We start from the raw sequence: 22,043 nt of genomic DNA, 5'->3' as shown, positions 1-22,043 counted from the left end.
TCGTCGCTTTTATGGCGGGTTAGACCATACCGCACATTCGGTAAAGCGTGCGGAGGCCCCCCGAAAGCATGTTTTCAAGTCCGCCCCGAAAGCGCCTAAAAAGCACTGTATCTTCAAATCGAAGCTGGTAGGGTGTTTCGATGAAGGTTCCGACAGAGGCCAGCGACGAGAGCGAACAGGGCACCAAGCGCTTCCGCGCGAAGCGTGACGCGATCCTCGCCGCGGCAGCAGAAGCGATCAACGAACAGAGTGCCAAGGGCATGACGTTCGCGGACGTGGCGCGCCGCGTCGGGCTCAACACGACGAGCGTTACCTATTATTTCAAGCGCAAGGAAGACCTTGCCGCCGCCGCGTTCGAGAACACGCTCGAATCGTTGATCGCGATGCTCGACGTCGCGATGGAAGAGGCGACGCCCGAGGATCGCGTACGGCGCTACCTCGCGCTTAACATGGATCGGCTCGCCCGCATCCAGCGTGGCGAGGAAAAGGCGTTCGCGGTCCTGTCCGATCTTCGTGCAACCGAGGAACCGATGCGCAGCCGGCTGATGGGCGGCTGGCGGGAGGTGTTCCGCCGCACGCGCCTGTTGTGGGGCCCGACCAGCTCGCGTGCGCAGACCGACCTCAACGGCGCCCGCGCGCACGTGGTGCTCGAGAATACGTTCTGGCTGCCGGCCTGGCTGAACCGCTACGAACCCGATCAATATGGCCGTGTCGAGGAGCGCCTGATGGACGTGTTCGCGCACGGCATCGCCGGCGAGGGCGCGACTTGGTCCCCCACCGTGCTTGACCTGAGCCACGACGAGGCGGAGCCCGGCCGCGAGGCTTTCCTGCTCGCAGCGACGCGCCTGATCAACGAGCTCGGCTATCGCGGCGCGTCGGTACAGAAGATCGCGTCCGAACTGAACGTGACCAAGGGCAGCTTCTACCACCATCTCGACGCCAAGGACGATCTCGTCATCGCGTGTTACCGCCGGAGCTTCGACACGATCGCCGATGCGCAGAGCCGCGGCGAGGCCGAAGGCGGGACTTATTGGCACAAGTTGTCCAGCACCGTCGCGACGTTGCTCGACGTGCAGTTCGCCGAGCGCGGGCCGCTGCTTCGCACGACTGCGTTGAGCGGTCTGCCGGTCGGCGTGCGCAACGCGATGGTCGACCGGTCGAACGGCATCGCGCGACGCTATGCGGGCATGATGATGGACGGCATCGGTGAAGGCTCGATCCGCGCGGTCGATGCGCTGATCGCCGCACAAGCGCTGATGGCGGTGCAGAACGCCGCTTTCGACATGCGCAAATGGGCGTCGACCATGCCGCGCGAGCGTGCCGTCGCGATGTACGCGTCGACGCTGATGTACGGCCTGTTCGACGACCGGATGGCCAAGGCCTGACCGCAGATCGGGTGCGATTGCATCCGTTACGGGTTGCTTACCATTCGTTAAACCGCGTGGCGTGATTCAGCCCCTCTCTGGAGGGTTTATGCATACGATCACCACCGATCTCGCATCCGGCATCATCGAGGTCGACGCGTCGGGGTTCTGGACGATCGAGCATGTCGAGGGCTTCCTCATCGACCTGGAGCGCGAGGCGCGCCGCGTACTCGCGACTGGCAAACGCCACATGCTGCTGTGCAATTTCTCCAAGTCCGCGATCCAGCCGCAGGAGGTGATCGCGATGCTGCAAAACACGGCGCGAACGCTGCCGCTCAAGTCGCGAAAGGTTGCGCTGTACACGAACGGCAAGCTTGCGCGGTTGCAGGTCAAACGGATCGCCGCGGTGCGCGACGACATGGCGGTGTTCGACGACCGCGAGACCGCGATGGCTTGGATGCTGGAGGATGGGCCCAAAGGATAGCTCGGCTGAGCAGTATTCCGACAATCATCCTGCGACCGTCTGGAGATCGCCAACGCGCCCCCACCTCGTCATCCTGACGAAAGTCAGGACCCAGGATTGCGAGGGACGGCGTTGGTAACTCTGCGTCCTGACTTTCGTCAGGATGACGGACGATGGCGCGTGTTACCTGGCCAACTCTTCGTCCCGCTTCAGCAGAACCCCGGCGCGCCAGTAATGGAACAGCGCCCACGGCGTCATCAGCACGATGATCACGAGTGCATAGCGCAGTGAATCTTCGCCGAATCCGGGTTTGAGCAAGTCGCTCAGCCAGCCGACGAGCGTCGGTCCGAGGCCGAGCCCGACGAGGTTGATCACCAGCAACGTGATCGCCGCCCACATCGCGCGGATCTGCAATGGCGCGAGATGCTGGATCAGCGCGAAGCTCGGCCCGAGATAGGAATTGGCGAACAACAGATAGACGAAATACCCACCGATCGCGACGAACGGCACGTCGATCAGGTAGAAGGCCAGCGCGAACGGGAGCGACAGGCCTTTCATCACCAGCACGACCCAGCTCTGGACATGCAGACCGTGTCGCTTCGCCATCACGTCGGCGATCTTGCCGCCCGCAAGCGCCGAGATCGCCCCGAAGAACGCACCAGGCAACGCGATATAGCGCGAGACGTCGAGCATCGACACACCGAGCGAGCGCTGCATATAGCTTGGCCCCCAGCCGGTCAGCGCATAGCCGATCATCGACATCAGCGTGACGCCGATCACCAGGTGTCGCGCCGGTGCACTCGCCCACATCGACGCGAACCCTTGTGCGACGCTCGGCATCGGCGTGACCGCGGTCGCACGCGCCGCGTCCGACAGTCCGCGACGCGGCTCGACCATGAACAGCCGGACCAGGATCGCAAGCGCGACGCCCGGCAGGCCGACGGTCATCATCGCGATCCGCCAGCCGTACGAGTGCGCGACGACGCCGCCGATCAGCGTGCCGAACCCCGAACCGAGGACCACGCCGAGTGAGTACACCGCCATCGCGCTCGCACGCTTCTCGGGCGGATAGAGATCGGCGATGATCGAATGGCTGGGCGGGCTCGACCCCGCCTCGCCGATCCCGACGCCGATCCGGAACAACATCAGCTGGGTAAAATTCTGCGCGAGCCCGCACAGCGCGGTCATCGCACTCCAGATCGTCAGGCTCGCGGCGATGATGTTGCGCCGGCTGGTCCGATCCGCGAGTCGCGCGACGGGAATGCCGAGCGTCGCGTAGAAGATCGCGAAGACGAGCCCCGACAGCAACCCAAGTTGCGTGTCGGTCAGCACGAGGTCCGCCTTGATCCGTTCGAGCAGGATCGCGAGGATCTGGCGGTCCATGTAGCTGAAGAAATATGTGAAGGTGAGCAGCGCGAGCGTCAGGCCCCGTCGCTTCATCGCCAGCGCATCGGCGATCTCGGGATGGGACTGATACGCTACGGCCATTGCGATACCTCGACGTCGAATAGCGGCAAAGGCTAGGGTATCCGCGCCGTACCAGACAAGCGAAACCTTTGCAGCGATCGGCCGCGGGACACCTCATACGGGCTGAAACGAGCTGCAAACCGGCGGCGCGGACGACGCCGAGAGACTTTCCTGCCACTATCTCGGGTCAAGTCGGGAATGGCGAAGAAGGACGGCGGAAGATGCGACCTCCGTGGGTCGCTCTTCCGCCTTATCCCCTCTCCAACCTCGTGGCCGGGCTCATCGATCCATCGGCGATGGAGCGGAGCGTCCGGGCAATCTGAATACCGGGTATGCGGCTCCCTCGCACACAAAACCGGCGTTGCAAAGGTTCTTTTCGTACAGGCGCCATTGCTGTCGAACCACTTCGCCCGCCTTGGTCGGGATGCAATCGATTGAACGCGGTGAAGAGCTTGATTGTGAAGTTCACCTACTGTGCGCCGGCCCTCGCCGCGGCAGTGAGTCTTGCGTAGCGAGTGCCCCTAATGTTGCGTCATTCCGGGCCCTCACCCTTCGCGACCGGGGCGTCGCGAAAGGGCGACGTCGAGATGCCCGCCGCCATCGAGCAGCAACACCTCGCCCGTCATCACGCGGCTCATCGGATCGAGCAGCATCTCGATCGGGCCCGCTATATCCTCGGGAGAGGTCGCCAAGCCCATCGGCACGGACGCGGCGACCTTGGCGTTCAGCGTGGCAAATCCTTCGGCACCCAGCCGGTTCTCGTACCAGCCGGACGCGACATAGCCGGGCGCGACCGCGTTGACGCGGATTTCCGGCGCCAGGACTCGCGCCAGACTTTTGGTCATCGTCACCAGCGCGCTTTTCGAGGCGGCATAGGCGACCGACGATCCCATCCCGAACACCCCTGCCACGCTCGCCACGTTGACGACCGCGCCCATCGGGCTTGCGCGCAACGCCGGAGCGCAGGCGCGAACCATCTGGAAGGGTGCAATCGCGTTCAGCCGGTAGATGTCGATGAAATCCTCCGCGTTGAGCGCGTCGAGATCCTCGTGTGCGGCGAACTTCGTCTTGCCGGCATTGTTAACGAGGAAATCGATCCGCCCGAACGCGTCGGTGGCCGCCAGCGCCAGCGCGCGACAGGCGTCGTCGCCGACAATGTCCGCCTGCACCGCAATCGCGCCCTGCCCCACCTCCGCGGCGAGCGCCTCGGCCTCGGCGCGGCTGGTCGCGTAGTTGATCACGCACGACACCCCGCGTGCCGCCAGTCGCCGGACGACCGCAGCGCCGATGCCCGTGCCGCCACCCGTGACGATCGCGACCGCGCCTTGCAGGACGTCGCTCACGCCTGCGCACTCGGACGAGCGGACGCGCGGAGGTGCCAATCCTTCAGATGTGTCAGTTCGCCTGGCATCGTCACGCCGACGAACGTCGCGAAGTCGATCGTCGTCAGCAGGACGATGTCGGCGATCGTATAGCGCTCGCCGTCGAGCCAGTCGCGCCCGTCGAGCGCGTGGTCGAATTCCGCCATCGCGGCCAGCACGCGCGGGCGCTGGCTCTCGCCGAACTCGGTATATTGCGGCTTCACGATGCGGGCGGTCCAGGGGTGCGTGTGCAGCCAGACCATCGACAGCGGCGTCATCAGGCGGAGTTCGATACGCCTGGTCCACATGTCGATCTCGGCGATGTTGTGCGCGCCGTGGCCGAACATCGGCGGATCGGGATGCAGCACTTCGAAATAGCGGCAGATCGCAACGCTCTCGGTCAGCACGCGCCCGTCGTCGAACGCGAGCGCGGGCGTCTGGCCGAGTGCGTTGACCGACAGGAACGCCTCGGCCTTGTGCTCGGCCTTCGGGATCGAGATCTGCGCCATCGGCACGCGGAGATGCTTCTCGGCGAGGAAGATGCGGACGCGGCGCGGGTTTGGCGCGGGCAGCGCACTATCGTAGAACAGCATCGGCGTCTCCTCGATATCGGTTTTCGAATATACCGTATGGCATTGCCAGGCGCGTTCGCCTAGCGATGCGCGGATGACGACTGCCGCAGAGATGCTCGCCAAGGGCTTCGCCACCCTGCCCGATTTGATCCGCGCGCATGCGCTCGAACGCGGCGATCGTACCGCCGTGGCCGACGCGCAGGACAGTATCGACTACCGGACGCTCGATGCTGTGATGGACCGGGTCGCTGCGGCGTTGCAGCGAGACGGGGTCGCGCCGGGAACCGCGGTGGCGATCGTCGCGGCGCCGACGACCTATTACGCCGCGGCATTCCTTGGTGCGGTACGCGCAGGCTGCGTCGCGACGCCGATCGCGCCGTCCGCCACGCCGGCGGCGATCGGGGCGATGATTGCGGACAGCGGCGCGCCGATCGTGTTCCTCGATGCGGAGAATGCTCGGGCGTTGGAGGGGCAATCTTTGTCGACGCGCGTGGTCGTGTTCCCCCGCGAAGGCGGCGGCCCAGACTGGGCCCCCGCCTTCGCGGGGGAACACGCTTTCTACCATTTTGTAGACTGGCTCGCTCTCGATGGCGCCAAGCCAATCCCTGTCGCGATCGCACCCGAAGACCCGTTCAACATCATCTATTCCTCTGGCACCACCGGCACGCCGAAAGGCATCGTCCAGAGCCATGCAATGCGCTGGGCGCATATCGCGCGGAACACCGCCGCCGGGTTCGATACCGCGGTGACGATGATCGCCACGCCGCTCTATTCGAACACCACGCTGGTCAGCTTCCTGCCGACGCTCGGCTGGGGCGGAACGGTGGTGCTGATGAAGAAGTTCGACGCACGCGCCTATCTCGAACTCGCCGAACGCCATCGCGCCACGCACACCATGCTCGTTCCGGTCCAGTATCAGCGGATCATGGCGTTGCCCGATTTCGACGCCTTCGACCTGTCCACCTTCCGCTTCAAGACCAGCACCAGCGCGCCGTTCTCCGCCGCGCTGAAAGCCGACGTGGTCGCGCGCTGGCCGGGCGTGTTAGTCGAATTCTACGGCATGACCGAGGGCGGCGCGAGTTGCGCGTTGAACGCGACCGCCAACCCGACCAAGCTGCACACCGTCGGCCAGCCGATGCCGGGCCACGAGATCCGCCTGATCGACGACGACGGCAACGAGGTCGCGCCCGGCGAGATGGGCGAGGTCGTCGGCCGCAGCCCTGCGATGATGAACGGCTATCACGGACGCGCCGAGGCGACCCGCGACGCCGAATGGCGTGATGCGGACGGCAACCGCTACATCCGCCACGGCGATGTCGGGCGGTTCGACGAGGACGGTTTCCTCACGCTGATGGACCGGAAGAAGGACCTGATCATCTCGGGCGGGTTCAACATCTACCCATCGGACCTGGAGGCCGTCTTGGCCCGGCACCCGGCGGTGGCGGACTGCGCGGTGATCGGCGTTCCGTCCGAAGCCTGGGGCGAAACGCCGGTTGGCTTCTACGTACCGCACGCTCACACGACGGAAGATACGCCCACGATCCTGGCGTGGGCGAACGCGCAGCTCGGCAAGACGCAGCGGCTGTCCGCGCTGCACGTCGCGGACGAACTCCCCCGCAGCGCGATCGGCAAAGTGCTCAAGCGCGAACTGCGCGATCGGCTCGCATCTACGGCCCCGTCATCCTGAGGAAAGTCAGGATGACGACGGAGGCAAGCTCGGGGCTCGCCGCGCACAATCACATGCAGACGAGAAAGATACGCTCATGACAACCCTCAAACAGGCGATCGACGCGCTCAAGCCGATCGAGGGCGGCTGGCGCGGCACCGTGCCCGAGAACTGGACGCAGGGGCGCACGGCGTATGGCGGTTTCTCCGCGGCGTTGGCGCTGCATGTCGCGCAGCAGTCCGATATCGACCTGCCGCCGCTGCGGTCCGCGCAGGTGTCGTTCATCGGGCCATTGTCGGGTGATATCACGATCCGCGCGAGCCGGTTGCGGCGCGGACGCAACGCGGCCTTCGTCCAGGCCGACGTCGAGAGCGCGGCCGGGCTCGGGTTGCGCGCGACGTTCGTGTTCATGGCGGCGGTCGAATCGCGCGTCGATCACCAGACCGGCAGTGCGCCCGACTTCCCGGTGCCGGGGCCGGACACGCAGACGTTCCGCGGCCACAGCGCGGTCGCCTTCTCGCGGAACTTCGACCTGCTCGATCGCCGCGACGACAGCGTCGGGCCTGCCGAATGGCTGCGCTGGGCGCGGCTGGTCGAACGCGAGGGCCTCGATCCGATGGTCGAGCTGATCGCGATCGCCGATTGCCTGCCGCCCGCCGCGCTGAAGCTGCTGGGCGGCCCCGCCCCGCTCAGTTCGATGACGTGGCTGCTCAACATCCTCGGGCCGCAGCCAGTGACGCAGGACGGCTGGTGGCTGCTCCGCGCGACCACCGACTACACAAAGGACGGCAGTTCGAGCCAGCAGATGGCAATCTGGAACGCCGACGGCACGCCGGTCGCCGAACAGATGCAGAGCGTCGCGATCTTCGCCTGATCCTGGCCGACCACGACACATATCCCGACACATCTTGCGACAGTTTGGCGCGCGCCCGACAAACCCGTGGCACAGGTCGGGTCGATAAGAGCGACTATCGGTGCGGATCGTCCTCGCCGAGCGGAGACTTCCGATGCGCAAGACCCTCTTCAGCCTGGTAGTCGCGGCAAGCGCGCTAACTGCCGCCACTGCGAATGCCCAGGGGGCGCCCGCCCCCGCCCCAGGCCGTGCCGCGCTCACGCGCGCCGACGCGATCGCGCAGGCCACCGCCCGGTTCGTGCAGATGGACGCCAATCATGACGGCCTCGTCAGCGCGACCGAGATGCAGGACTATCGCACCGCAATGCACGACCGCAGGATCGCGCGCGGCGGCGGCGATCGTGACCGCGAAGCCGGCGGGATGGGCCGTGGCGGTATGGGCGGCGGCAAAGACGGCGGCATGGCGCGCCCCAGCATCACCCAGGCGACGTTCGAGGCGCGCGCCGCCGAGCGGTTCGACCGGACCGACACGAATCACGATGGCGTGATCGACGCCACCGAACGCGCCAACCGCGCCGAGATGCGGCATCTCGATCGCCAGGATCGCCGCGAGGGCAAGTCTTCTGCGCCCGCTCCCGGCCAGTAATCACCGGCGTCGGGCTGGCGGGCGCCGCCGGACCGGTTCTTCCCCTGGACAGGCAACATGCTAGACACCCCTCCCATGGGAGATACGCCGCATCTGCTGCTCGTCGACGACGAGCGCTCGATCCGTGAACCGCTGGCGGTCTACCTGACGAAGCAGGGTTTCCGCGTAACCCAGGCGGGCGACGCGGAGAGCGCGCGGACGCGGCTGGCCGCCTATGCGATCGATCTCGTCATCCTCGACATCATGATGCCGGGTGAGGACGGGCTGTCCCTGTGTCGCCACATCGCGGCGACCAGCGACGTGCCCGTGATCCTGCTGACCGCGCGCGCGGAAGAGACCGATCGGATCGTCGGGCTCGAAATGGGCGCCGACGACTATGTCGTGAAGCCGTTTTCGCCGAGAGAACTCGCGACCCGTGTTAAGGTGGTGCTGCGACGCGCCACCGCAGGCGGGTCGCGTCAGCATGCGCCTGAGAGCAGCTCCTACGGGTTTGCGGGCTGGGTCCTGAAATCGGGCGAGCGCGCCTTGGTCGACCGCGAAGGTGTGTCGGTGCCGCTGTCGACCGGCGAGTACAACCTCCTGCTCGCGCTCGTCACACGCCCGCGCCAGGTGCTCACGCGCGATCAGTTGCTCGATCTGACCCAGGGCCGTGAGGCCGGCGCGTTCGATCGCGCGATCGACAACCAGATCAGCCGGTTGCGGCGCAAGATCGAGGCCGACGCGAAGGCGCCCGAGCTGATCAAGACGGTCTGGGGGGGCGGCTACACGCTCGCCGCCGAAGTGACGCGCCTGTGATTGCACGCCTGTGACTCCTCGCGCGTGACGCGATTCCGGCCCTGGCCGCGCAGCCTCGCCGGGCAGATGGCGCTGCTGATCGCGCTTGCGTTGTTCGTGGCGCAGGCGATCAACTTCGGCCTCATCCTGCGCGATCGGATCGAGTTTCGCCTGGCGCAGGCGACGCGACCGGTCGCCTCCCGGATCGCCGACGCGCTCGACCGCGAGGCGCATGGCGGTCGGCCGCTTACCGCGGATCGCGGCCGGGTCCGCCGCCTGACAGCCGATCCGATCCCTCCAACCGGATACGAACGGCATCCCGAAGTCGCCGCCGAACTGCGCCGCCAACTCGCCGAACAGGGCGTCACGGTCGGACGGATCGACACCGGTCTTCGCCCGTCTCCCGACGATGACGACGGCTGGGCGAGCAACGACCGGAGCCGCGCGATGGACCACGCGATGAACCGACGCGGCGATCGCGACGGCGCCGCGCTTTCGATCGCGGTGGAGCAGCCCGGTCGCGGCTGGCTGACGATCACCGCGCCCTGGCCTCAGCCGGGCCCCCGCCTGCTGATCGCCTTGCTCAGCCAGACCGCGATCCTGTATATCATCGTGCTGCTGCCCGTCCTGTGGATCCTCCGTCGCCTGTCGCGCCCGCTGCGCGATTTGCGGACCGCAGCCGAGCGGTTTCGCCCGGGAGAGCCCGGCACGCCGATGCCCGCCGAAGGGCCGGACGACGTCGCCGCGCTCATTGCCGCGTTCAATGCGCTCCGGTTGCGGGTAACCGCGATGCTCGACGAGAAGGATCGGATGCTGGGCGCGATCGGGCACGATCTGCGCACCCCGCTGGCGGCGCTGCGCGTGCGGATCGAGTCGGTCGAGGACGACACCGATCGCGCGAAGATGATCGATACCGTGGCGGAGATGAACCGCACGCTCGACGACATCCTGTCGCTGGCGCGGCTTGGGCGCCCAAGCGAACCACCGACCGATGTCGACCTGGCGGCACTGGTCGACGCGGTGGTCGAGGACTTCCGCGATCTTGGCTGCGAGGTGAGCTTCGTCGAGGCGGACCGGTTGCGGATGCGGTTGCGGCCATCACTGATGCGCCGCGCGGTGCGCAACCTGATCGAGAACGCGGTGAAGTACGGCGTCTCGGCGGAAGTGCGGGTCGAGGTGGGCGCAAGCACGGTGGCGATCGTCGTAGCCGATCACGGCCCGGGCATTCCCGAGGACCGGATGGGCGACGTGTTCGACGCCTTCACCCGGCTGGAAAACTCGCGCAACCGGGAGACGGGGGGGATCGGGCTGGGGCTATCGCTTGCCCGCGCCATCGTTCGTGAGGCCGGCGGCGAGATTCGTTTGGTGAACCGGGTGGACGGCGGCCTCGACGCGATCATCGAACTGCCGCGTTCGACCTGACGCTCCGTCACCCTGACGAAAGTCAGGGCCCAGAATTACGGACGATGCCGCTCGTGGCTCTGGGTCCTGACTTTCGTCAGGATGACGGAGTGTTCTCGAAGACCGCCACACTCCGCCACCCCGCCACGTCTCAGTCCTCCATGATCCGGCTATGCTGCCGCGTATCGCGCATGCGCAGGTACACGATCAGCGACACGCCGATCATCGCGGTGACATACCAGTAGAAGCCGCGCTCCATGCCCTCGTTCTTGAGCCACAGCGCGACATATTCCGCCGTGCCGCCGAACATCGTATTCGCCAGCGCGTACGGCAAAGCCACCCCCAGCGCGCGGATATGCGCCGGGAACAGCTCGGCCTTCACGACCGCGTTGATCGCCGTGTAGCCGGTCACGATGAACAGCGCCGCGACGACCAGCGCGAAGGCAAGATACGGGTTCGTGGCGGTTTCCAGCACGGTGAAGATCGGCACCGTGAACAACAGCCCGGCGATCCCGAACCCCACCATCAGCGGCTTGCGCCCGACGCGGTCCGACAACGCCCCGGCGACGGGCTGGAACGCCGCATACAGCGCCAGCGCCGCGGTCATGATCAGCGTCGCGGATTCGCGGCTGAAGCCACTCGTGTTGACCAGGAACTTCTGCATGTACGTGGTGTACGCATAGAAGGCGAGCGTACCGCCCGCGGTCAGCAGCATCACCGTGAACGCCTCGCGCGGGTATTTGCTGAACAACTGCCAGCCGCTCGACTTTTCCGCACCGTCGGTCTTGGCCTTCTGGTAGCTCTCGGTCTCGAGCAGCCCACGACGGATACGGAACACGACGATCGCAAGCACGCCGCCGATCGCGAACGGAATGCGCCAGCCCCACGCATCGAGCTGGCCGGTATCGAGCGTCGCCTGCAGCAGCAGCAACACGCCGAGCGCGAGCAACTGTCCGGCGATCAGCGTGACATACTGGAAGCTGGAAAAGAAACCGCGTCGCGACTTCCCCGCCATTTCGGAGAGATACACCGCGCTCGCGCCATATTCGCCGCCGACGCTGAGGCCTTGCATCAGCCTTGCGAGGATCAACAGTGCAGGCGCGACCCAGCCGATCGTCGCGAAGCCCGGCGTGATCGCGATCAGGAACGAGCCCGCGCACATCAGCGTCACCGACAATGTCAGCCCCGCCTTGCGCCCGCGCCGATCGGCGTAGATGCCCATCACCCACGCGCCGATCGGCCGCATCAGGAAGCCGACCGCGAACACCGCAGCGACGCTCATCAACTGCGCGGTCGGATTGCCCTTGGGAAAGAACACCGGCGCGAAATACAGCCCGAATGCCGAATAGACGTACCAGTCGAACCACTCGACGAGATTGCCCGCCGACCCGCCAAGGATGGACTTCAGGCGGGTCTTCTGGTCGTGCTCCATCACTTTACCTCCTGCGTCGGGAAACCGCGCTTCTTCAACAATGCGTTCACGTCGGGATCACGCCCGCGGAACGCGCGGTACGCCTCGGCGCGATCGGTCTCGTTACCCGTCGACAACAGGATCTTCGCGAACCTGTCCGCCGTCGGCTTGTCCCACGGACTGCCCGCCTCCTCGAATGCCGCGAAGGTGTCGGCGTCCATCGTCTCGGACCAGAGGTAGCTGTAATAGCCCGCCGAATAGCTGTCCGACGCGAACAGATGCTGGAACTGCGGCACGCGGTGGCGCATCACCAGCTGCTTCGGCATGCCGATTTCGGCGAGCGTCGCGGCCTCGAACGTGTCGGGATCGATCACGCCGTCGGGCACGGTGTGGATCTTCATGTCGACGATCGCCGACGAAAGATATTCCGCGGTCTTGAAGCCTTCGTTGAACTTGCTCGACTGCTCGATCTTGTCGAGCAACGCCTGCGGCATCGCTGCCTTGGTCTGGTAATGCCGCGCATATTTGTCGAGCACGTCGCGGGTCAGCAGCCAATGCTCGTTCACCTGGCTCGGATACTCCACGAAGTCGCGCGGCGTGCCGGCGAGCCCCGGATAATAGACGTTCTGGAGCATCGCGTGGATCGCGTGGCCGAACTCGTGGAACAGCGTCTGCGCATCGTCGAGGCTGATCAGGATCGGCTCGCCAGGCGCACCCTTGGCGAAATTGTTGTTGTTCGACGACAGCACGAGCTGCGCCGGCGCGAGCCCCCGCTGCCCGCGATACGTGTTCGCCCACGCGCCAGATCGCTTGCCCGTCCGCGCGAAATCGTCGCGGTAGAACAGCCCGACGTCCTTGCCGTTCTTGTCGGTCACGCTCCACACGCGCATGTTCGGCTCGAACACGGGAACGGTGCCGGTGATCTCCTTGAAGTTCAGCCCGTACAGACGGTTGGCGGCGTACAGCGAACCCTGGATGATGTTGCCGAGCTCGAAATACGGCTTCAGCTGCGCCTGATCGAGGTCGTACCGGGCCTTGCGCACCTTCTCCTGGTAGAAGCGGTAATCCCACGGCTCGATCGTCAGCGAGGTGCCGGCGACCTTCTGCATGTCCGCGACTTCCTCGCCGACGCGTGCCTTGGCGGCGGGCCAGACGCGCATCATCAGGTCCATCGCCGCGGCGGGGGTCTTCGCCATCGTGTCCTGCATCCGCCAGTCGGCATGCGTCTTGAACCCGAGCAGGTGCGCGCGATCGGCCCGCAGCTTGACGATCTGCGCGATCGTCGCATTCGTGTCATTCGCGTCGCCATTGTCGCCACGGTTCACGAACGCGCGCCACACCTTCTCTCGCAGCGCACGGTCCGTCGCATAGGTTAGCACGGGATCCACCGCCGAGCGCGTGTTGACGATCGCGAAGCCCGGCAGCTTCCGCTCGATCGCAGCGGCCTTGGCCACCGCCTTCACGCTATCGGGGAGCCCGGCGAGTTGCGCCTCGTCGGTAACCGAGATCGCCTTGCTCTCGTCGGCAAGCAGCTTCTCGCCGAACGTCGAGAACATCGTCGCAAGCTGCTGGTTATACTGGGAAAGCTGAGCCTTCTGCGCGTTGGTAAGCTTGGCGCCCTGGCGTACGGAACTGTCATACATCCGCGTCACGAGCCGCTGTTGCTGGGCATTCAAACCGCTCGTGGTGCGCGCAGCATAGATCGCCGAAATGCGCGCGAACAATGCCGGATCGAACGTGATCGCATCCGCCGCAGCCGAGAATTTCGGCGACCATTCGCGGTCGAGCTTCTGGTACGCGGGGGTGTTCATGTTGCCGGTCATCACGCCGAACAGCGTCATCACCTGCCCGTAGCGTCTCCCCGCCACTTGCATCGGCGCGATCGTATTGGCGAAATCGGGCTTGGCAGGATTATCGGCGATCTTGCGATACTCCGCAGCGCGTTCGGCAAGGGCCGTTTCGAACGCCTGCGGAAACAGCTTGGGACGAACCTTGTCCCAGGGGGGTACGCCACCAGCGGGCCCCGTCCAGTCGGCGAGCAGGGGATTGGCGGCGGGTGTCGTGGCCGGCCCGTTCGGCGATCCCGCCTGGCCCGAGGCGGACTGAGACGCCATCAGTGCGGCTGCGCTGACGGCGAGGTATAGAAACTGCACATGGATCTCCCGGTCGATGTCCCGGGTAGCATAGACATAAAGTTACGTGGCGGAACCCTGCCCTGCCCCGGTCCTCAGCCTTGGTCCTCAGTTTTGATCGTTAGCCGACTGGGTAGCGGCGATCCGCGCCGCCTCGATCAGCCGCCGCCCCGTTTCAGCGGCAGCATCGGGCGTCATCGCCACCGCGACGCCGTCCGGCCCGTCGAGCGTAACCTGTCCCTGTTCCGCGGTCGCGATGCCCGGCCGGGTTTCGGGCGTCAGCATTCCCATGATCACTCTCTCCCAAAGCCGTCGAAACGTCCGATCAGCCGTCTCGGGTTCCGTACAGATATTGCGGTTCGAACTCGGCGATCGCAGCCAGCCCCTTCAGATCGGCAATATGCGCCTCGCCGCCTTTGTAGGTCAGCAGGCCGCGCTCGCGCAGGACGCGCAGCACACGATTGACGTGAACCCCCGTGATACCGCACGCCTCCGCCAGATCGGGCTGCGTCATCGCCATGGTGAAGCGACCATCCTGTGCTAAACCGACCATCTCGAGCCGCGTATAGAGTTCGCAGAAGAGGTGCGCGATGCGCCCCTCCGCCCCCAATCGACCGAGCCGGAAAATCCACTCGCGGTGCATCGCGGCGTCCAGCAGCGTGCTGAACCACAACATCCGGGTCAGGTGCGGAAAGCGCTCGGTGATCGACTGCAGTGTCCGATGCTCGATAGTTGCGATCTTCGCAGGGCCGATCGTCGCCACGTCGTGATCCAGTCGCTTCATCGGAAACCCGTGCAGGTCGACGAAATCGCCCGGCACATGCACCGCGACCAACTGCCGCTGGCCTTGGCGATCGTCCATGTAGCGGCAGATAAATCCTTCGAGCAGCAAGGTGCTCACCTCAACCCGCTCGCCGGCGCGGACCATCAGATTGCGCCCCGGCAGGGATCGCACTCCTGCGATGCTGTCCTCCAGAACCTGCTTTTCTTCGTCGGTCAGTTCGCTGCGACCGCGACCCATCAGAAACTTGCTCGAGATCATAGGCCCCCCTCCGGCGACGGCCCCGGTGCGTCAACACGACCGTAGGAGACCAGCACGGGATTCATACTGATCCATATCAAAAGTCGTCGCGCAAGCGCAACAATGCCGCTCGTTGTCGGTTCCTCGGCGATCATGTATCCACCAATATTTCAGAACGATCATCCTCTCGCCCGCACTTTCATCGCCGGCGTTCAGGATCCGCAATTCCCCTGCGTCGGCGCAAAATCCGCGCTCGCCAAGGGCCAGATGGACATTCTCGTCGCGCGCGATTTGCGCTCCGCTTGGGATGACATGAGAATTTCTCCGGCGCTCGGCGAGACCGTCCGCAAATACCGCGAGGATCGTGCGATCTTCCGCACGTTGATCATACTGTTCGAAGCGCCTGCTTTGCTGTCGGAAGAGGAGTTCGAGGCACATCTTTGGGAGCGTGCTCAATCACTTAGCGATAAGGACGAGTGGCTTGGCTATCGTCCCGACCCGTCGGTGAGCAGCGATCCGGACGATCCGCATTTTTCGCTGAGCTTCGCGGGCGAGGCCTTCTTCGTCGTTGGCCTCCACCCGAATGCGAGCCGGCCGGCGAGACGGTTCGAGACACCGGCAATGGTGTTCAACCTGCACGATCAGTTCGAGGTGCTCCGCGAACAGCAGCGCTACGACAAGCTGCGCAGTTCGATCCTCGCCCGCGACCTGCAGCTTGCCGGGTCTATGAACCCGATGCTGGCTCGGCACGGCGAAAGCAGCGAAGCACGCCAATATAGCGGTCGCGTCGTCGACGATTCCTGGAAATGTCCGTTCAAGCGAGGCGCCGCACATGGCTGATATTCAGACGATTCCGCCTCGTTCCGGCGCCGGCTTCACGCTCGATCGCGGCCAAACTTTGACCGTGATAGATCCGCAGGGCCGGCAGGTATCGGACCTGCTGGCGTTTAATCGCAGCGACATGCGCGAGGCGATCTCGTCGGGACGCACGCTCGACTACGCGAACCGGCTGTATCTGACGACGGGCGACATGCTGTATTCGAACCGCAGCAACGTGATGCTTGCGATCATCGCGGACGATGTCGGCCGGCATGATTTCCTGCTGACGCCGTGCTCGAAGGAAACCTTCGCGATCATCTACGGCGATACCGATCCCCATCGCGGCTGTTTCGGCAATCTGGTCGAGGCGCTGGCGCCTTGGGGGATCGAACCGGACCAGATACCGGTCGCCTTCAACTGCTTCATGAACGTGCCGATCGACGGGGCGACGGGGGCTTTCACTGTCGAACCGCCGTTGAGCAAGCTGGGCGATTCGATCGTCTTCCGGGCCGAAATGGACTTGGTGATCGGCCTGACCGCCTGCTCGGCGCTGCAATCCAACGGTGGCAGCTTCAAGCCGATCCAGTATCGCATCGACTGACCGCAATCGTCACACGTGGTGGCGTTCCTTACAATTTATGTCATGTTTGTCACCTTGGGGTCATCGTTCCGCAAGCCGTAAAGGACGAAAGCGCGGCGATCGACGATAAGGCTATTCTGATGAGCGGCTTGACGTATCTATACCGAACCTGTGTGCTGGTTTTTAAAATGCCCGCCGCGTTGAGGGCGATGGAACAGGACGCGCAGCCGCCGGCAAGACGCGCCAGACCCTATCCGGCTCAACAGACCCATGTCGGCGTCGAACACGGCGTGGCGATCGCCTGCATCGCACTGGCGATCGTGGTCGCCGGCGCTTTCCGCATGGGAATCATCGTCCCGGGCCCGGGCTTCGAAGCAACGGCGAAACGCGAACTGGCGTTACTGCATCATCTCCAGCGAAGCCCGAGAGACACGGTGACCACCGGGGGCTGACCGGCTGCCGTAACGTCGCGTCGTAGCACGATGCAGACCGCGGCCAGCAATACCAGGTCACCGACCAACGGCGATTTCGAATTTCATGCGCGATGTTGGCGCACGACACCGGCCGCGGGCCATTCGCGCACAGGCTCATCGTCATGAACGATTAGTGGTTGGTGCCCCTGGCCGGAATCGAACCAGCATGCCTTGCGGCAACCGATTTTGAGTCGGTCGCGTCTACCAATTTCGCCACAGGGGCAGCGGCGGGTTGGCTAGACGAAGCTTTCGTCCGCCGCAAGCTGTCTTGATGGGAAAACGCATCCGTTCAGTTTCTCGGTGGTTGGCGACGATAGCTTAGCGCTTCGGCGATGTGGATGCGGCCTACGGTCTCGCTACCGGCGAGATCGGCGATCGTGCGGCCGACGCGAAGGATGCGCGTGTAGCCGCGCGCGGTCAGGCGCATTGCTTCGGCGGCTTGGGCGAGCAGTTTGCGGCCAGCTTCGTCGGGTGTGGCGACGGTATCGAGCAACGCGCCATCCGCCTCGGCATTGGTGCGGACCTGTTGGTCGCGGTAGCGCTCGGACTGGATCGCGCGCGCTGTCGCAACGCGAGCGGCAACTTCCGCCGAGCCTTCGGTTGGCGGCGGCAGGATCAGGTCGGCGGCGCTGACGGCCTGGACATCGATATGCAGGTCGATTCGATCGAGTAGCGGACCGGAGACTTTCGCTTGGTAATCTGCGGCGCACTTCGGCGCTCTCGCGCAGGCCAGGCTCGCATCGCCGAGATGACCGCACCGACATGGGTTCATCGCTGCGATCAATTGCACGCGAGCAGGGAACGTTACGTGCGCGTTGGCGCGCGCGACGCTGACCGTGCCGGTCTCCAAGGGTTGGCGAAGCGAATCGAGCACGGCGCGCTGGAACTCGGGGAGTTCGTCGAGGAAGAGCACGCCGAGATGCGCAAGACTGACCTCGCCCGGTTTTACCTTGAGGCCACCGCCGGTGAGGGCTGCCATCGATGCGGAATGATGCGGAGCACGGAACGGGCGGGTGCGAGTCAGGCGGCCGCCCGTCAGCGTGCCGGCCACCGATTGCACCATCGACACTTCGAGCGCTTCGGCAGGGTCGAGCGGCGGCAAAATACCGGGAAGGCAGGCGGCCATCAGCGACTTTCCCGAGCCAGGCGGCCCTACCATCAGTAGATTATGCGACCCTGCCGCGGCGATCTCCAGCGCGCGCTTGGCGGTTTCCTGCCCCTTCACCTGCCGCAGGTCCGGACCGTGGTCGGCGTGCTCGGCGATTCCCGGCTTGGGGGGACTGAGCAGGCCGTGGCCCTTGAAGTGATTGAGTAACGAAAGCAGGTCGGGCGCGGCGATGACCTCGATCTCCCCCGCCCAGGCCGCTTCCGAACCTTGCGCGGCGGGGCAGACGAGCCCCTTCCCCACCTCCGACGCGTGCAATGCCGCCAGCAATACGCCGGGCGATGCGGTGATGCGGGCATCGAGCCCGAGTTCGCCGACGATGACATAGTCCGCCAGCGCCTCGGCATCGACCACGCCCATCGCCGCCAGCAATGCGAGCGCGATGGGAAGATCGAAATGCGATCCTTCTTTCGGCAGATCAGCGGGCGACAGGTTCACCGCGATGCGCTTCGGCGGCAGCGACAGGCCCATCCCGGCGATCGCGCCCCGCACGCGTTCGCGACTTTCGCCGACCGCCTTGTCGGCCAAGCCCACGACGTTGAACGCAGGAAGTCCTGGAATCAGTTGGACTTGCACCTCGACCGCGCGTGCCTCCAGCCCGAGATACGCCACCGTCGCTACGATCGCCGCCATGCCCGCTCCCCCGCGACACGACGTCACGCCTTATTCATACCCGATTTGCCATGTCTGCAAGGACGGGCGGCTCAGAACTCTCCGATCATGCCGTCTTGTGAACCTAATACACCGGACCTACATGCCTTCCGTGAAAGCAGCCCGCTCCCCCGTTCTTCGCCTCGGCCAGTTGGCGCTCGGGGTGGTGCTGATCCTGAGCGCGCCGCTGCTTGCGCCGCTGCCGGGACCGGCGGGGATTTTCCTGTTCGCCGGCGGAATGGTGCTGGTGTTGCGCAATTCGCGCTGGGCGCGGCTCAAATGGGCGCGGCTGAAGCGGCGTTGGCCACGGACCGGGCATTTCGTCGATCGGATGATGCGGCGGCAGAGCGCGATGCGGCGGCACGAGCGGGCCAAGGTTGCTAAAAACGCAAGCGTGGCGACGGGTGCGAATTGACTTACCGCCGCCCTTTCCGTAAGCGCCCAGCCATCAAGGCCGTCCCCGTGGCGGCCGTTTTCTATTTGATGACCTAGGGAATGACCAATGAAGCGGACCTTTCAGCCGAGCAACCTGGTACGCGCACGCCGTCACGGCTTCCGCGCACGGATGGCGACGGTCGGCGGCCGGGCAGTGATCCACGCACGCCGCGCCCGCGGTCGCAAGAAGCTGTCGGCCTAACCATTCTAGACAAACGCCGCGATTTTCTCGCGGCGAATGCGGGGAAGCGCGCACCGATGCCGGGATTCGTCCTGCTCATGCGCCCCCGCGACGACGGTGATGCGACGATGCGAATCGGCTTCACCGTCACCAAGAAGATCGGCAACGCTGTCGTCCGAAACCGCATGAAACGGCGGTTGCGGGCGTTGGCGCGCGAGCTGTTGCCGGAGAGTGGCGTTGCTGGGGCCGATCATGTGCTGATCGGACGCAACGGCGGGGTCGAGCGGGACTACGCTTTGTTGCGGACTGAGCTGGGTAAAGCTTTTCGCAAGGTCACGCCGCAAGCTGCCGACACGCCAGAAGGTAAGGTTGCCACTCCCGCGAACACCACCACCCCGGCGAAGGCCGGGGCCCAGGTGGGAAAGCGACCGTGATGCAGCACTGCCATTCGTTAGCTACGTTCCCCAACTGGGCCCCGGCCTCCGCCGGGGTGGTAGCCGGCGTGGGACAGCGCGGTTGCGAGTTCCAACTTCCCGTCACCCCCGCTTCCTTGTTCTCCCGCGAAGGCGGGAGCCCAGACTGGGTCCCCGCCTTCGCGGGGAAACACTCTAAGGGTTTCCGAGGCTCGGCCGCATCATGCTAGCCCGCCTCCTCATCCTCATCGCCCGCGGCTGGCAACTCGGCCCCTCGCTCGTCCTGCCGTCGAGCTGTCGCTACGATCCTTCGTGTTCCGCCTATGCAATCGAGGCCGTTGGGCGCTATGGCGCGCTCAAGGGGGGCTGGTTGGCGGCGAAACGTATCGCGCGTTGCCATCCGTGGGGCGGGTACGGACCTGACCCGGTCCCTGACCCAGTCGCCGATAACGACAAGAAACTGAAAGACGCCGCCCTGTGAAAGACGACAAGCAGAATTTCGTGCTGTTCGCGGTGATCGCGGCGCTGATCCTGTTCGGATGGCCGCTGATCCAGGGCAAGTTCTTCCCGACCGCGAATCCGCCGGTCACGCGGATCGAGGGCGGCAAGACCAAGGCCGTCGCGAACCCCGCTGCCGATCCTGCCGCGGACGGTGCCGCCGCGATCGGCGATCGCAACGCAGTGATCGCTAGCACCCCGCGCATCCGCATCGAGACCCCCCGCGTTTCCGGTTCGATCAACCTGAAGGGCGCGCGGATCGACGATCTCGTGCTCAAGGGCTATGACGAGACGGTCGCGAAGAACTCGCCGCCGATCCGCCTGCTCTCGCCCGCCGGCGCACCCGACGCGTATTTCGCAAGCTTCGGCTGGCGCGCGCAAGGACTGACCCCGCCCGCCGCCGATGCCGTCTGGACGCCCTCGGGCGCAACGACGCTGACGCCGACCACGCCGGTCACGCTCGACGCGACCAACGCCACCGGCCAGCGCTTCCGCATCCAGATCGCGGTCGACCAGGATTACATGTTCACGGTCCGCCAGACCGTCCTCAACGCCGACACCGCGCCCGTCCCCGTCGCCCCCTACGGCCTCGTCAACCGCGTCGGTATCTCGAAGGATCCGTCGTCGATGACGATCCATGTCGGGCCGATGTCGGTCGACAATGGCGGCGCGCACTACCGCCCGAACTACAAGGACATCGACACCGCCGCGCAGAAGTTCACGACCACCGGCGGCTGGCTCGGCTTCACAGACAAATACTGGCTGACCGCGATCATCCCCGACCAGGGTCAGTCGTTCGACGGCCAGTTCCGCGCCGGCGCCAACAAGGCGTACCAGGCCGACTACGCGCTCCAGCCGAAGCAGCTCGCACCGGGCCAGGCGATCACGCAGACCTCGCGCTTCTTCGCCGGTGCCAAGGAAGTCCGCCTGCTCGATCGCTACTCGGATCAGGCCGGCGGCGTCGCCAAGCTCGACTATGCGATCGACTGGGGCTGGTTCCGGATCGTCGAGAAGCCGATCTTCTATTATCTCGACTGGCTGTTCCGCGTGATCGGCAACTTCGGCGTCGCGATCATCCTGCTCACGGTAACGATCCGCGGCTTGCTGTTCCCGATCGCGCAGCGTCAGTTCAAGTCGATGGCGGCAATGCGTGCCGTCCAGCCCAAGGCCAAAGCGCTTCAGGAAAAGCACAAGGACGACAAGGTCCGCCTGCAGCAGGAAACGATGGCGCTGTACAAGGCCGAGGGCGTCAATCCGCTCGCGGGCTGTGCACCGACGCTGCTCCAGATCCCGATCATGTACGCGCTCTACAAGGTGCTGATGCTGACGATCGAGATGCGCCACCAGCCGTTCGTCGCGTGGATCAAGGATCTGTCTGCCCCCGATCCGCTGACCCCGCTCAACCTGTTCGGCCTGCTCGCCTTCACGCCGCCGCACATGATCGCGATCGGCGTGGTGCCGATCATCCTCGGCATCAGCATGTACTTCCAGTTCAAGCTGAACCCGACGCCGATGGACGACACGCAGAAGCAGGTCTTCGCGCTGCTGCCATGGGTGCTGATGTTCGTGATGGCGCCGTTCGCGGTCGGTCTCCAGGTGTACTGGATCACGTCGAACTGCCTGACGATCATTCAGCAGAAGCTGCTCTACGCCCGCCATCCGGGCCTGAAAGTGCCGGTGACCAAGTGAACGAGCCA

At 65.2% G+C, this 22,043-nt stretch carries 23 protein-coding genes and 1 tRNA gene; 15 read left to right on the top strand and 9 right to left on the bottom strand.

Translation table 11 applies throughout. The features are described from left to right. Positions 1-140 precede the first annotated feature (140 nt). Positions 141-1,385, top strand: a complete 1,245-nt coding sequence (locus O6Y00_RS08230; protein WP_353442096.1) for a TetR/AcrR family transcriptional regulator — start codon at positions 141-143, stop codon at positions 1,383-1,385. Between the two features lie 88 nt (positions 1,386-1,473). After that, entirely contained in the window at positions 1,474-1,848 is a 375-nt protein-coding gene (locus O6Y00_RS08225) for a hypothetical protein (protein WP_353442095.1), read from the top strand. Positions 1,849-2,010: 162 nt separating this feature from the next. On the opposite strand, the gene O6Y00_RS08220 is transcribed toward O6Y00_RS08225, so the two are convergent. From O6Y00_RS08220 to O6Y00_RS08210, 3 genes are all read right to left on the bottom strand, one after another. Beyond that, a complete protein-coding gene (locus tag O6Y00_RS08220; RefSeq protein WP_353442094.1) occupies positions 2,011-3,315 on the bottom strand; it encodes a spinster family MFS transporter in 1,305 nt (434 codons plus the stop codon). Between the two features lie 524 nt (positions 3,316-3,839). Next, positions 3,840-4,637, bottom strand: coding sequence for an SDR family NAD(P)-dependent oxidoreductase (locus tag O6Y00_RS08215; protein WP_353442093.1), 798 nt, complete (start codon positions 4,635-4,637; stop codon positions 3,840-3,842). Beyond that, positions 4,634-5,350, bottom strand: coding sequence for a glutathione S-transferase family protein (locus O6Y00_RS08210; protein ID WP_353442092.1), 717 nt, complete (start codon positions 5,348-5,350; stop codon positions 4,634-4,636). The genes O6Y00_RS08215 and O6Y00_RS08210 overlap by 4 nt, the downstream gene beginning before the upstream one ends. On the opposite strand from O6Y00_RS08210, the gene O6Y00_RS08205 reads away from it, so the two are divergent. The 5 genes from O6Y00_RS08205 (at position 5,322) to O6Y00_RS08185 (ending at position 10,588) form a co-directional block, all read left to right on the top strand. Further along, positions 5,322-6,914 (top strand): class I adenylate-forming enzyme family protein, encoded by a 1,593-nt coding sequence (locus O6Y00_RS08205; protein ID WP_353442091.1) that lies wholly within the window; start codon positions 5,322-5,324, stop codon positions 6,912-6,914. The two genes, O6Y00_RS08210 and O6Y00_RS08205, sit on opposite strands and share 29 nt — an antisense overlap. 76 nt (positions 6,915-6,990) lie before the next feature. After that, positions 6,991-7,767, top strand: a complete 777-nt coding sequence (locus O6Y00_RS08200) for a thioesterase family protein (RefSeq protein ID WP_353442090.1) — start codon at positions 6,991-6,993, stop codon at positions 7,765-7,767. Between the two features lie 133 nt (positions 7,768-7,900). Then, entirely contained in the window at positions 7,901-8,392 is a 492-nt protein-coding gene (locus tag O6Y00_RS08195; protein ID WP_353442089.1) for a hypothetical protein, read from the top strand. Positions 8,393-8,467: 75 nt separating this feature from the next. Beyond that, positions 8,468-9,187: a response regulator gene (locus O6Y00_RS08190; RefSeq protein ID WP_353442258.1), complete on the top strand. Its 720-nt coding sequence runs from the start codon at positions 8,468-8,470 to the stop codon at positions 9,185-9,187. A 66-nt stretch (positions 9,188-9,253) separates the two neighbouring features. Next, on the top strand, positions 9,254-10,588 hold the full coding sequence (locus O6Y00_RS08185; RefSeq protein ID WP_353442257.1) for a sensor histidine kinase: 1,335 nt from the start codon (positions 9,254-9,256) through the stop codon (positions 10,586-10,588). A gap of 130 nt (positions 10,589-10,718) precedes the next feature. Here the strand turns inward: O6Y00_RS08185 and O6Y00_RS08180 are convergent, their stop codons facing one another. The 4 genes from O6Y00_RS08180 to O6Y00_RS08165 form a co-directional block, all read right to left on the bottom strand. Further along, on the bottom strand, positions 10,719-11,999 hold the full coding sequence (locus tag O6Y00_RS08180; RefSeq protein ID WP_353442088.1) for an MFS transporter: 1,281 nt from the start codon (positions 11,997-11,999) through the stop codon (positions 10,719-10,721). Further along, on the bottom strand, positions 11,999-14,131 hold the full coding sequence (locus O6Y00_RS08175; protein ID WP_353442087.1) for a M3 family metallopeptidase: 2,133 nt from the start codon (positions 14,129-14,131) through the stop codon (positions 11,999-12,001). Before O6Y00_RS08175 ends, O6Y00_RS08180 begins: the two co-directional genes overlap by 1 nt. 87 nt (positions 14,132-14,218) lie before the next feature. Beyond that, on the bottom strand, positions 14,219-14,401 hold the full coding sequence (locus O6Y00_RS08170) for a hypothetical protein (RefSeq protein ID WP_353442086.1): 183 nt from the start codon (positions 14,399-14,401) through the stop codon (positions 14,219-14,221). Between the two features lie 34 nt (positions 14,402-14,435). Then, entirely contained in the window at positions 14,436-15,152 is a 717-nt protein-coding gene (locus tag O6Y00_RS08165; RefSeq protein ID WP_353442085.1) for a Crp/Fnr family transcriptional regulator, read from the bottom strand. 132 nt (positions 15,153-15,284) lie between these two features. On the opposite strand from O6Y00_RS08165, the gene gntA reads away from it, so the two are divergent. The 3 genes from gntA to O6Y00_RS08150 all read left to right on the top strand — a co-directional run bounded on the left by gntA (position 15,285) and on the right by O6Y00_RS08150 (position 16,982). Continuing rightward, positions 15,285-15,971 carry a guanitoxin biosynthesis heme-dependent pre-guanitoxin N-hydroxylase GntA gene (gene gntA, locus O6Y00_RS08160; protein WP_353442084.1) on the top strand — a complete coding sequence of 229 codons (687 nt, stop codon included), beginning with the start codon at positions 15,285-15,287 and terminating at the stop codon, positions 15,969-15,971. Beyond that, positions 15,964-16,551: an urea carboxylase-associated family protein gene (locus O6Y00_RS08155; RefSeq protein WP_353442083.1), complete on the top strand. Its 588-nt coding sequence runs from the start codon at positions 15,964-15,966 to the stop codon at positions 16,549-16,551. The genes gntA and O6Y00_RS08155 overlap by 8 nt, the downstream gene beginning before the upstream one ends. 119 nt (positions 16,552-16,670) lie before the next feature. After that, positions 16,671-16,982: a hypothetical protein gene (locus O6Y00_RS08150; protein WP_353442082.1), complete on the top strand. Its 312-nt coding sequence runs from the start codon at positions 16,671-16,673 to the stop codon at positions 16,980-16,982. Between the two features lie 159 nt (positions 16,983-17,141). Here the strand turns inward: O6Y00_RS08150 and O6Y00_RS08145 are convergent. Together O6Y00_RS08145 and O6Y00_RS08140 are read right to left on the bottom strand one after the other, a co-directional pair. Further along, positions 17,142-17,226 (bottom strand) — tRNA-Leu (locus O6Y00_RS08145). Between the two features lie 66 nt (positions 17,227-17,292). After that, the gene (locus O6Y00_RS08140) at positions 17,293-18,801 is read right to left on the bottom strand and encodes a YifB family Mg chelatase-like AAA ATPase (RefSeq protein WP_353442081.1); all 1,509 of its coding nucleotides are present in this window, start codon (positions 18,799-18,801) and stop codon (positions 17,293-17,295) included. 130 nt (positions 18,802-18,931) lie between these two features. Here O6Y00_RS08140 and O6Y00_RS08135 point away from each other — a divergent pair, with 130 nt between their 5' ends. The 5 genes from O6Y00_RS08135 to yidC all read left to right on the top strand — a co-directional run bounded on the left by O6Y00_RS08135 (position 18,932) and on the right by yidC (position 22,035). Next, positions 18,932-19,234 (top strand): hypothetical protein, encoded by a 303-nt coding sequence (locus O6Y00_RS08135; protein WP_353442080.1) that lies wholly within the window; start codon positions 18,932-18,934, stop codon positions 19,232-19,234. Positions 19,235-19,321: 87 nt separating this feature from the next. Next, a complete protein-coding gene (rpmH, locus tag O6Y00_RS08130; RefSeq protein WP_031393806.1) occupies positions 19,322-19,456 on the top strand; it encodes a 50S ribosomal protein L34 in 135 nt (44 codons plus the stop codon). A 56-nt stretch (positions 19,457-19,512) separates the two neighbouring features. After that, on the top strand, positions 19,513-19,869 hold the full coding sequence (rnpA, locus tag O6Y00_RS08125) for a ribonuclease P protein component (RefSeq protein WP_435368601.1): 357 nt from the start codon (positions 19,513-19,515) through the stop codon (positions 19,867-19,869). A gap of 202 nt (positions 19,870-20,071) precedes the next feature. Continuing rightward, the gene (gene yidD / locus O6Y00_RS08120; RefSeq protein WP_353442079.1) at positions 20,072-20,329 is read left to right on the top strand and encodes a membrane protein insertion efficiency factor YidD; all 258 of its coding nucleotides are present in this window, start codon (positions 20,072-20,074) and stop codon (positions 20,327-20,329) included. Continuing rightward, positions 20,326-22,035, top strand: a complete 1,710-nt coding sequence (yidC, locus tag O6Y00_RS08115; RefSeq protein ID WP_353442078.1) for a membrane protein insertase YidC — start codon at positions 20,326-20,328, stop codon at positions 22,033-22,035. Before yidD ends, yidC begins: the two co-directional genes overlap by 4 nt. Positions 22,036-22,043 lie beyond the last annotated feature (8 nt).

Origin of the sequence: Sphingomonas faeni (assembly GCF_040407565.1) — a bacterium.
In the GTDB taxonomy this organism is placed as follows: Bacteria; Pseudomonadota; Alphaproteobacteria; order Sphingomonadales; family Sphingomonadaceae; genus Sphingomonas; species Sphingomonas faeni_F.
This window is presented reverse-complemented; position numbering and strand designations above follow the sequence as displayed.

Excerpts from the sequence above, each read along its gene's own strand:
- O6Y00_RS08230 (WP_353442096.1), top strand. The coding sequence starts at position 141 with ATGAAGGTTCCGACAGAGGCCAGCGACGAGAGCGAACAGGGCACCAAG.
- O6Y00_RS08225 (WP_353442095.1), top strand. The coding sequence starts at position 1,474 with ATGCATACGATCACCACCGATCTCGCATCCGGCATCATCGAGGTCGAC.
- O6Y00_RS08220 (WP_353442094.1), bottom strand. The coding sequence starts at position 3,315 with ATGGCCGTAGCGTATCAGTCCCATCCCGAGATCGCCGATGCGCTGGCG.
- O6Y00_RS08205 (WP_353442091.1), top strand. The coding sequence starts at position 5,322 with ATGACGACTGCCGCAGAGATGCTCGCCAAGGGCTTCGCCACCCTGCCC.
- O6Y00_RS08200 (WP_353442090.1), top strand. The coding sequence starts at position 6,991 with ATGACAACCCTCAAACAGGCGATCGACGCGCTCAAGCCGATCGAGGGC.
- O6Y00_RS08195 (WP_353442089.1), top strand. The coding sequence starts at position 7,901 with ATGCGCAAGACCCTCTTCAGCCTGGTAGTCGCGGCAAGCGCGCTAACT.
- O6Y00_RS08190 (WP_353442258.1), top strand. The coding sequence starts at position 8,468 with ATGGGAGATACGCCGCATCTGCTGCTCGTCGACGACGAGCGCTCGATC.
- O6Y00_RS08185 (WP_353442257.1), top strand. The coding sequence starts at position 9,254 with ATGGCGCTGCTGATCGCGCTTGCGTTGTTCGTGGCGCAGGCGATCAAC.
- O6Y00_RS08180 (WP_353442088.1), bottom strand. The coding sequence starts at position 11,999 with ATGGAGCACGACCAGAAGACCCGCCTGAAGTCCATCCTTGGCGGGTCG.
- O6Y00_RS08170 (WP_353442086.1), bottom strand. The coding sequence starts at position 14,401 with ATGGGAATGCTGACGCCCGAAACCCGGCCGGGCATCGCGACCGCGGAA.
- O6Y00_RS08165 (WP_353442085.1), bottom strand. The coding sequence starts at position 15,152 with ATGATCTCGAGCAAGTTTCTGATGGGTCGCGGTCGCAGCGAACTGACC.
- gntA (WP_353442084.1), top strand. The coding sequence starts at position 15,285 with ATGTATCCACCAATATTTCAGAACGATCATCCTCTCGCCCGCACTTTC.
- O6Y00_RS08155 (WP_353442083.1), top strand. The coding sequence starts at position 15,964 with ATGGCTGATATTCAGACGATTCCGCCTCGTTCCGGCGCCGGCTTCACG.
- O6Y00_RS08150 (WP_353442082.1), top strand. The coding sequence starts at position 16,671 with ATGAGCGGCTTGACGTATCTATACCGAACCTGTGTGCTGGTTTTTAAA.
- O6Y00_RS08140 (WP_353442081.1), bottom strand. The coding sequence starts at position 18,801 with ATGGCGGCGATCGTAGCGACGGTGGCGTATCTCGGGCTGGAGGCACGC.
- rpmH (WP_031393806.1), top strand. The coding sequence starts at position 19,322 with ATGAAGCGGACCTTTCAGCCGAGCAACCTGGTACGCGCACGCCGTCAC.
- rnpA (WP_435368601.1), top strand. The coding sequence starts at position 19,513 with ATGCCGGGATTCGTCCTGCTCATGCGCCCCCGCGACGACGGTGATGCG.
- yidD (WP_353442079.1), top strand. The coding sequence starts at position 20,072 with ATGCTAGCCCGCCTCCTCATCCTCATCGCCCGCGGCTGGCAACTCGGC.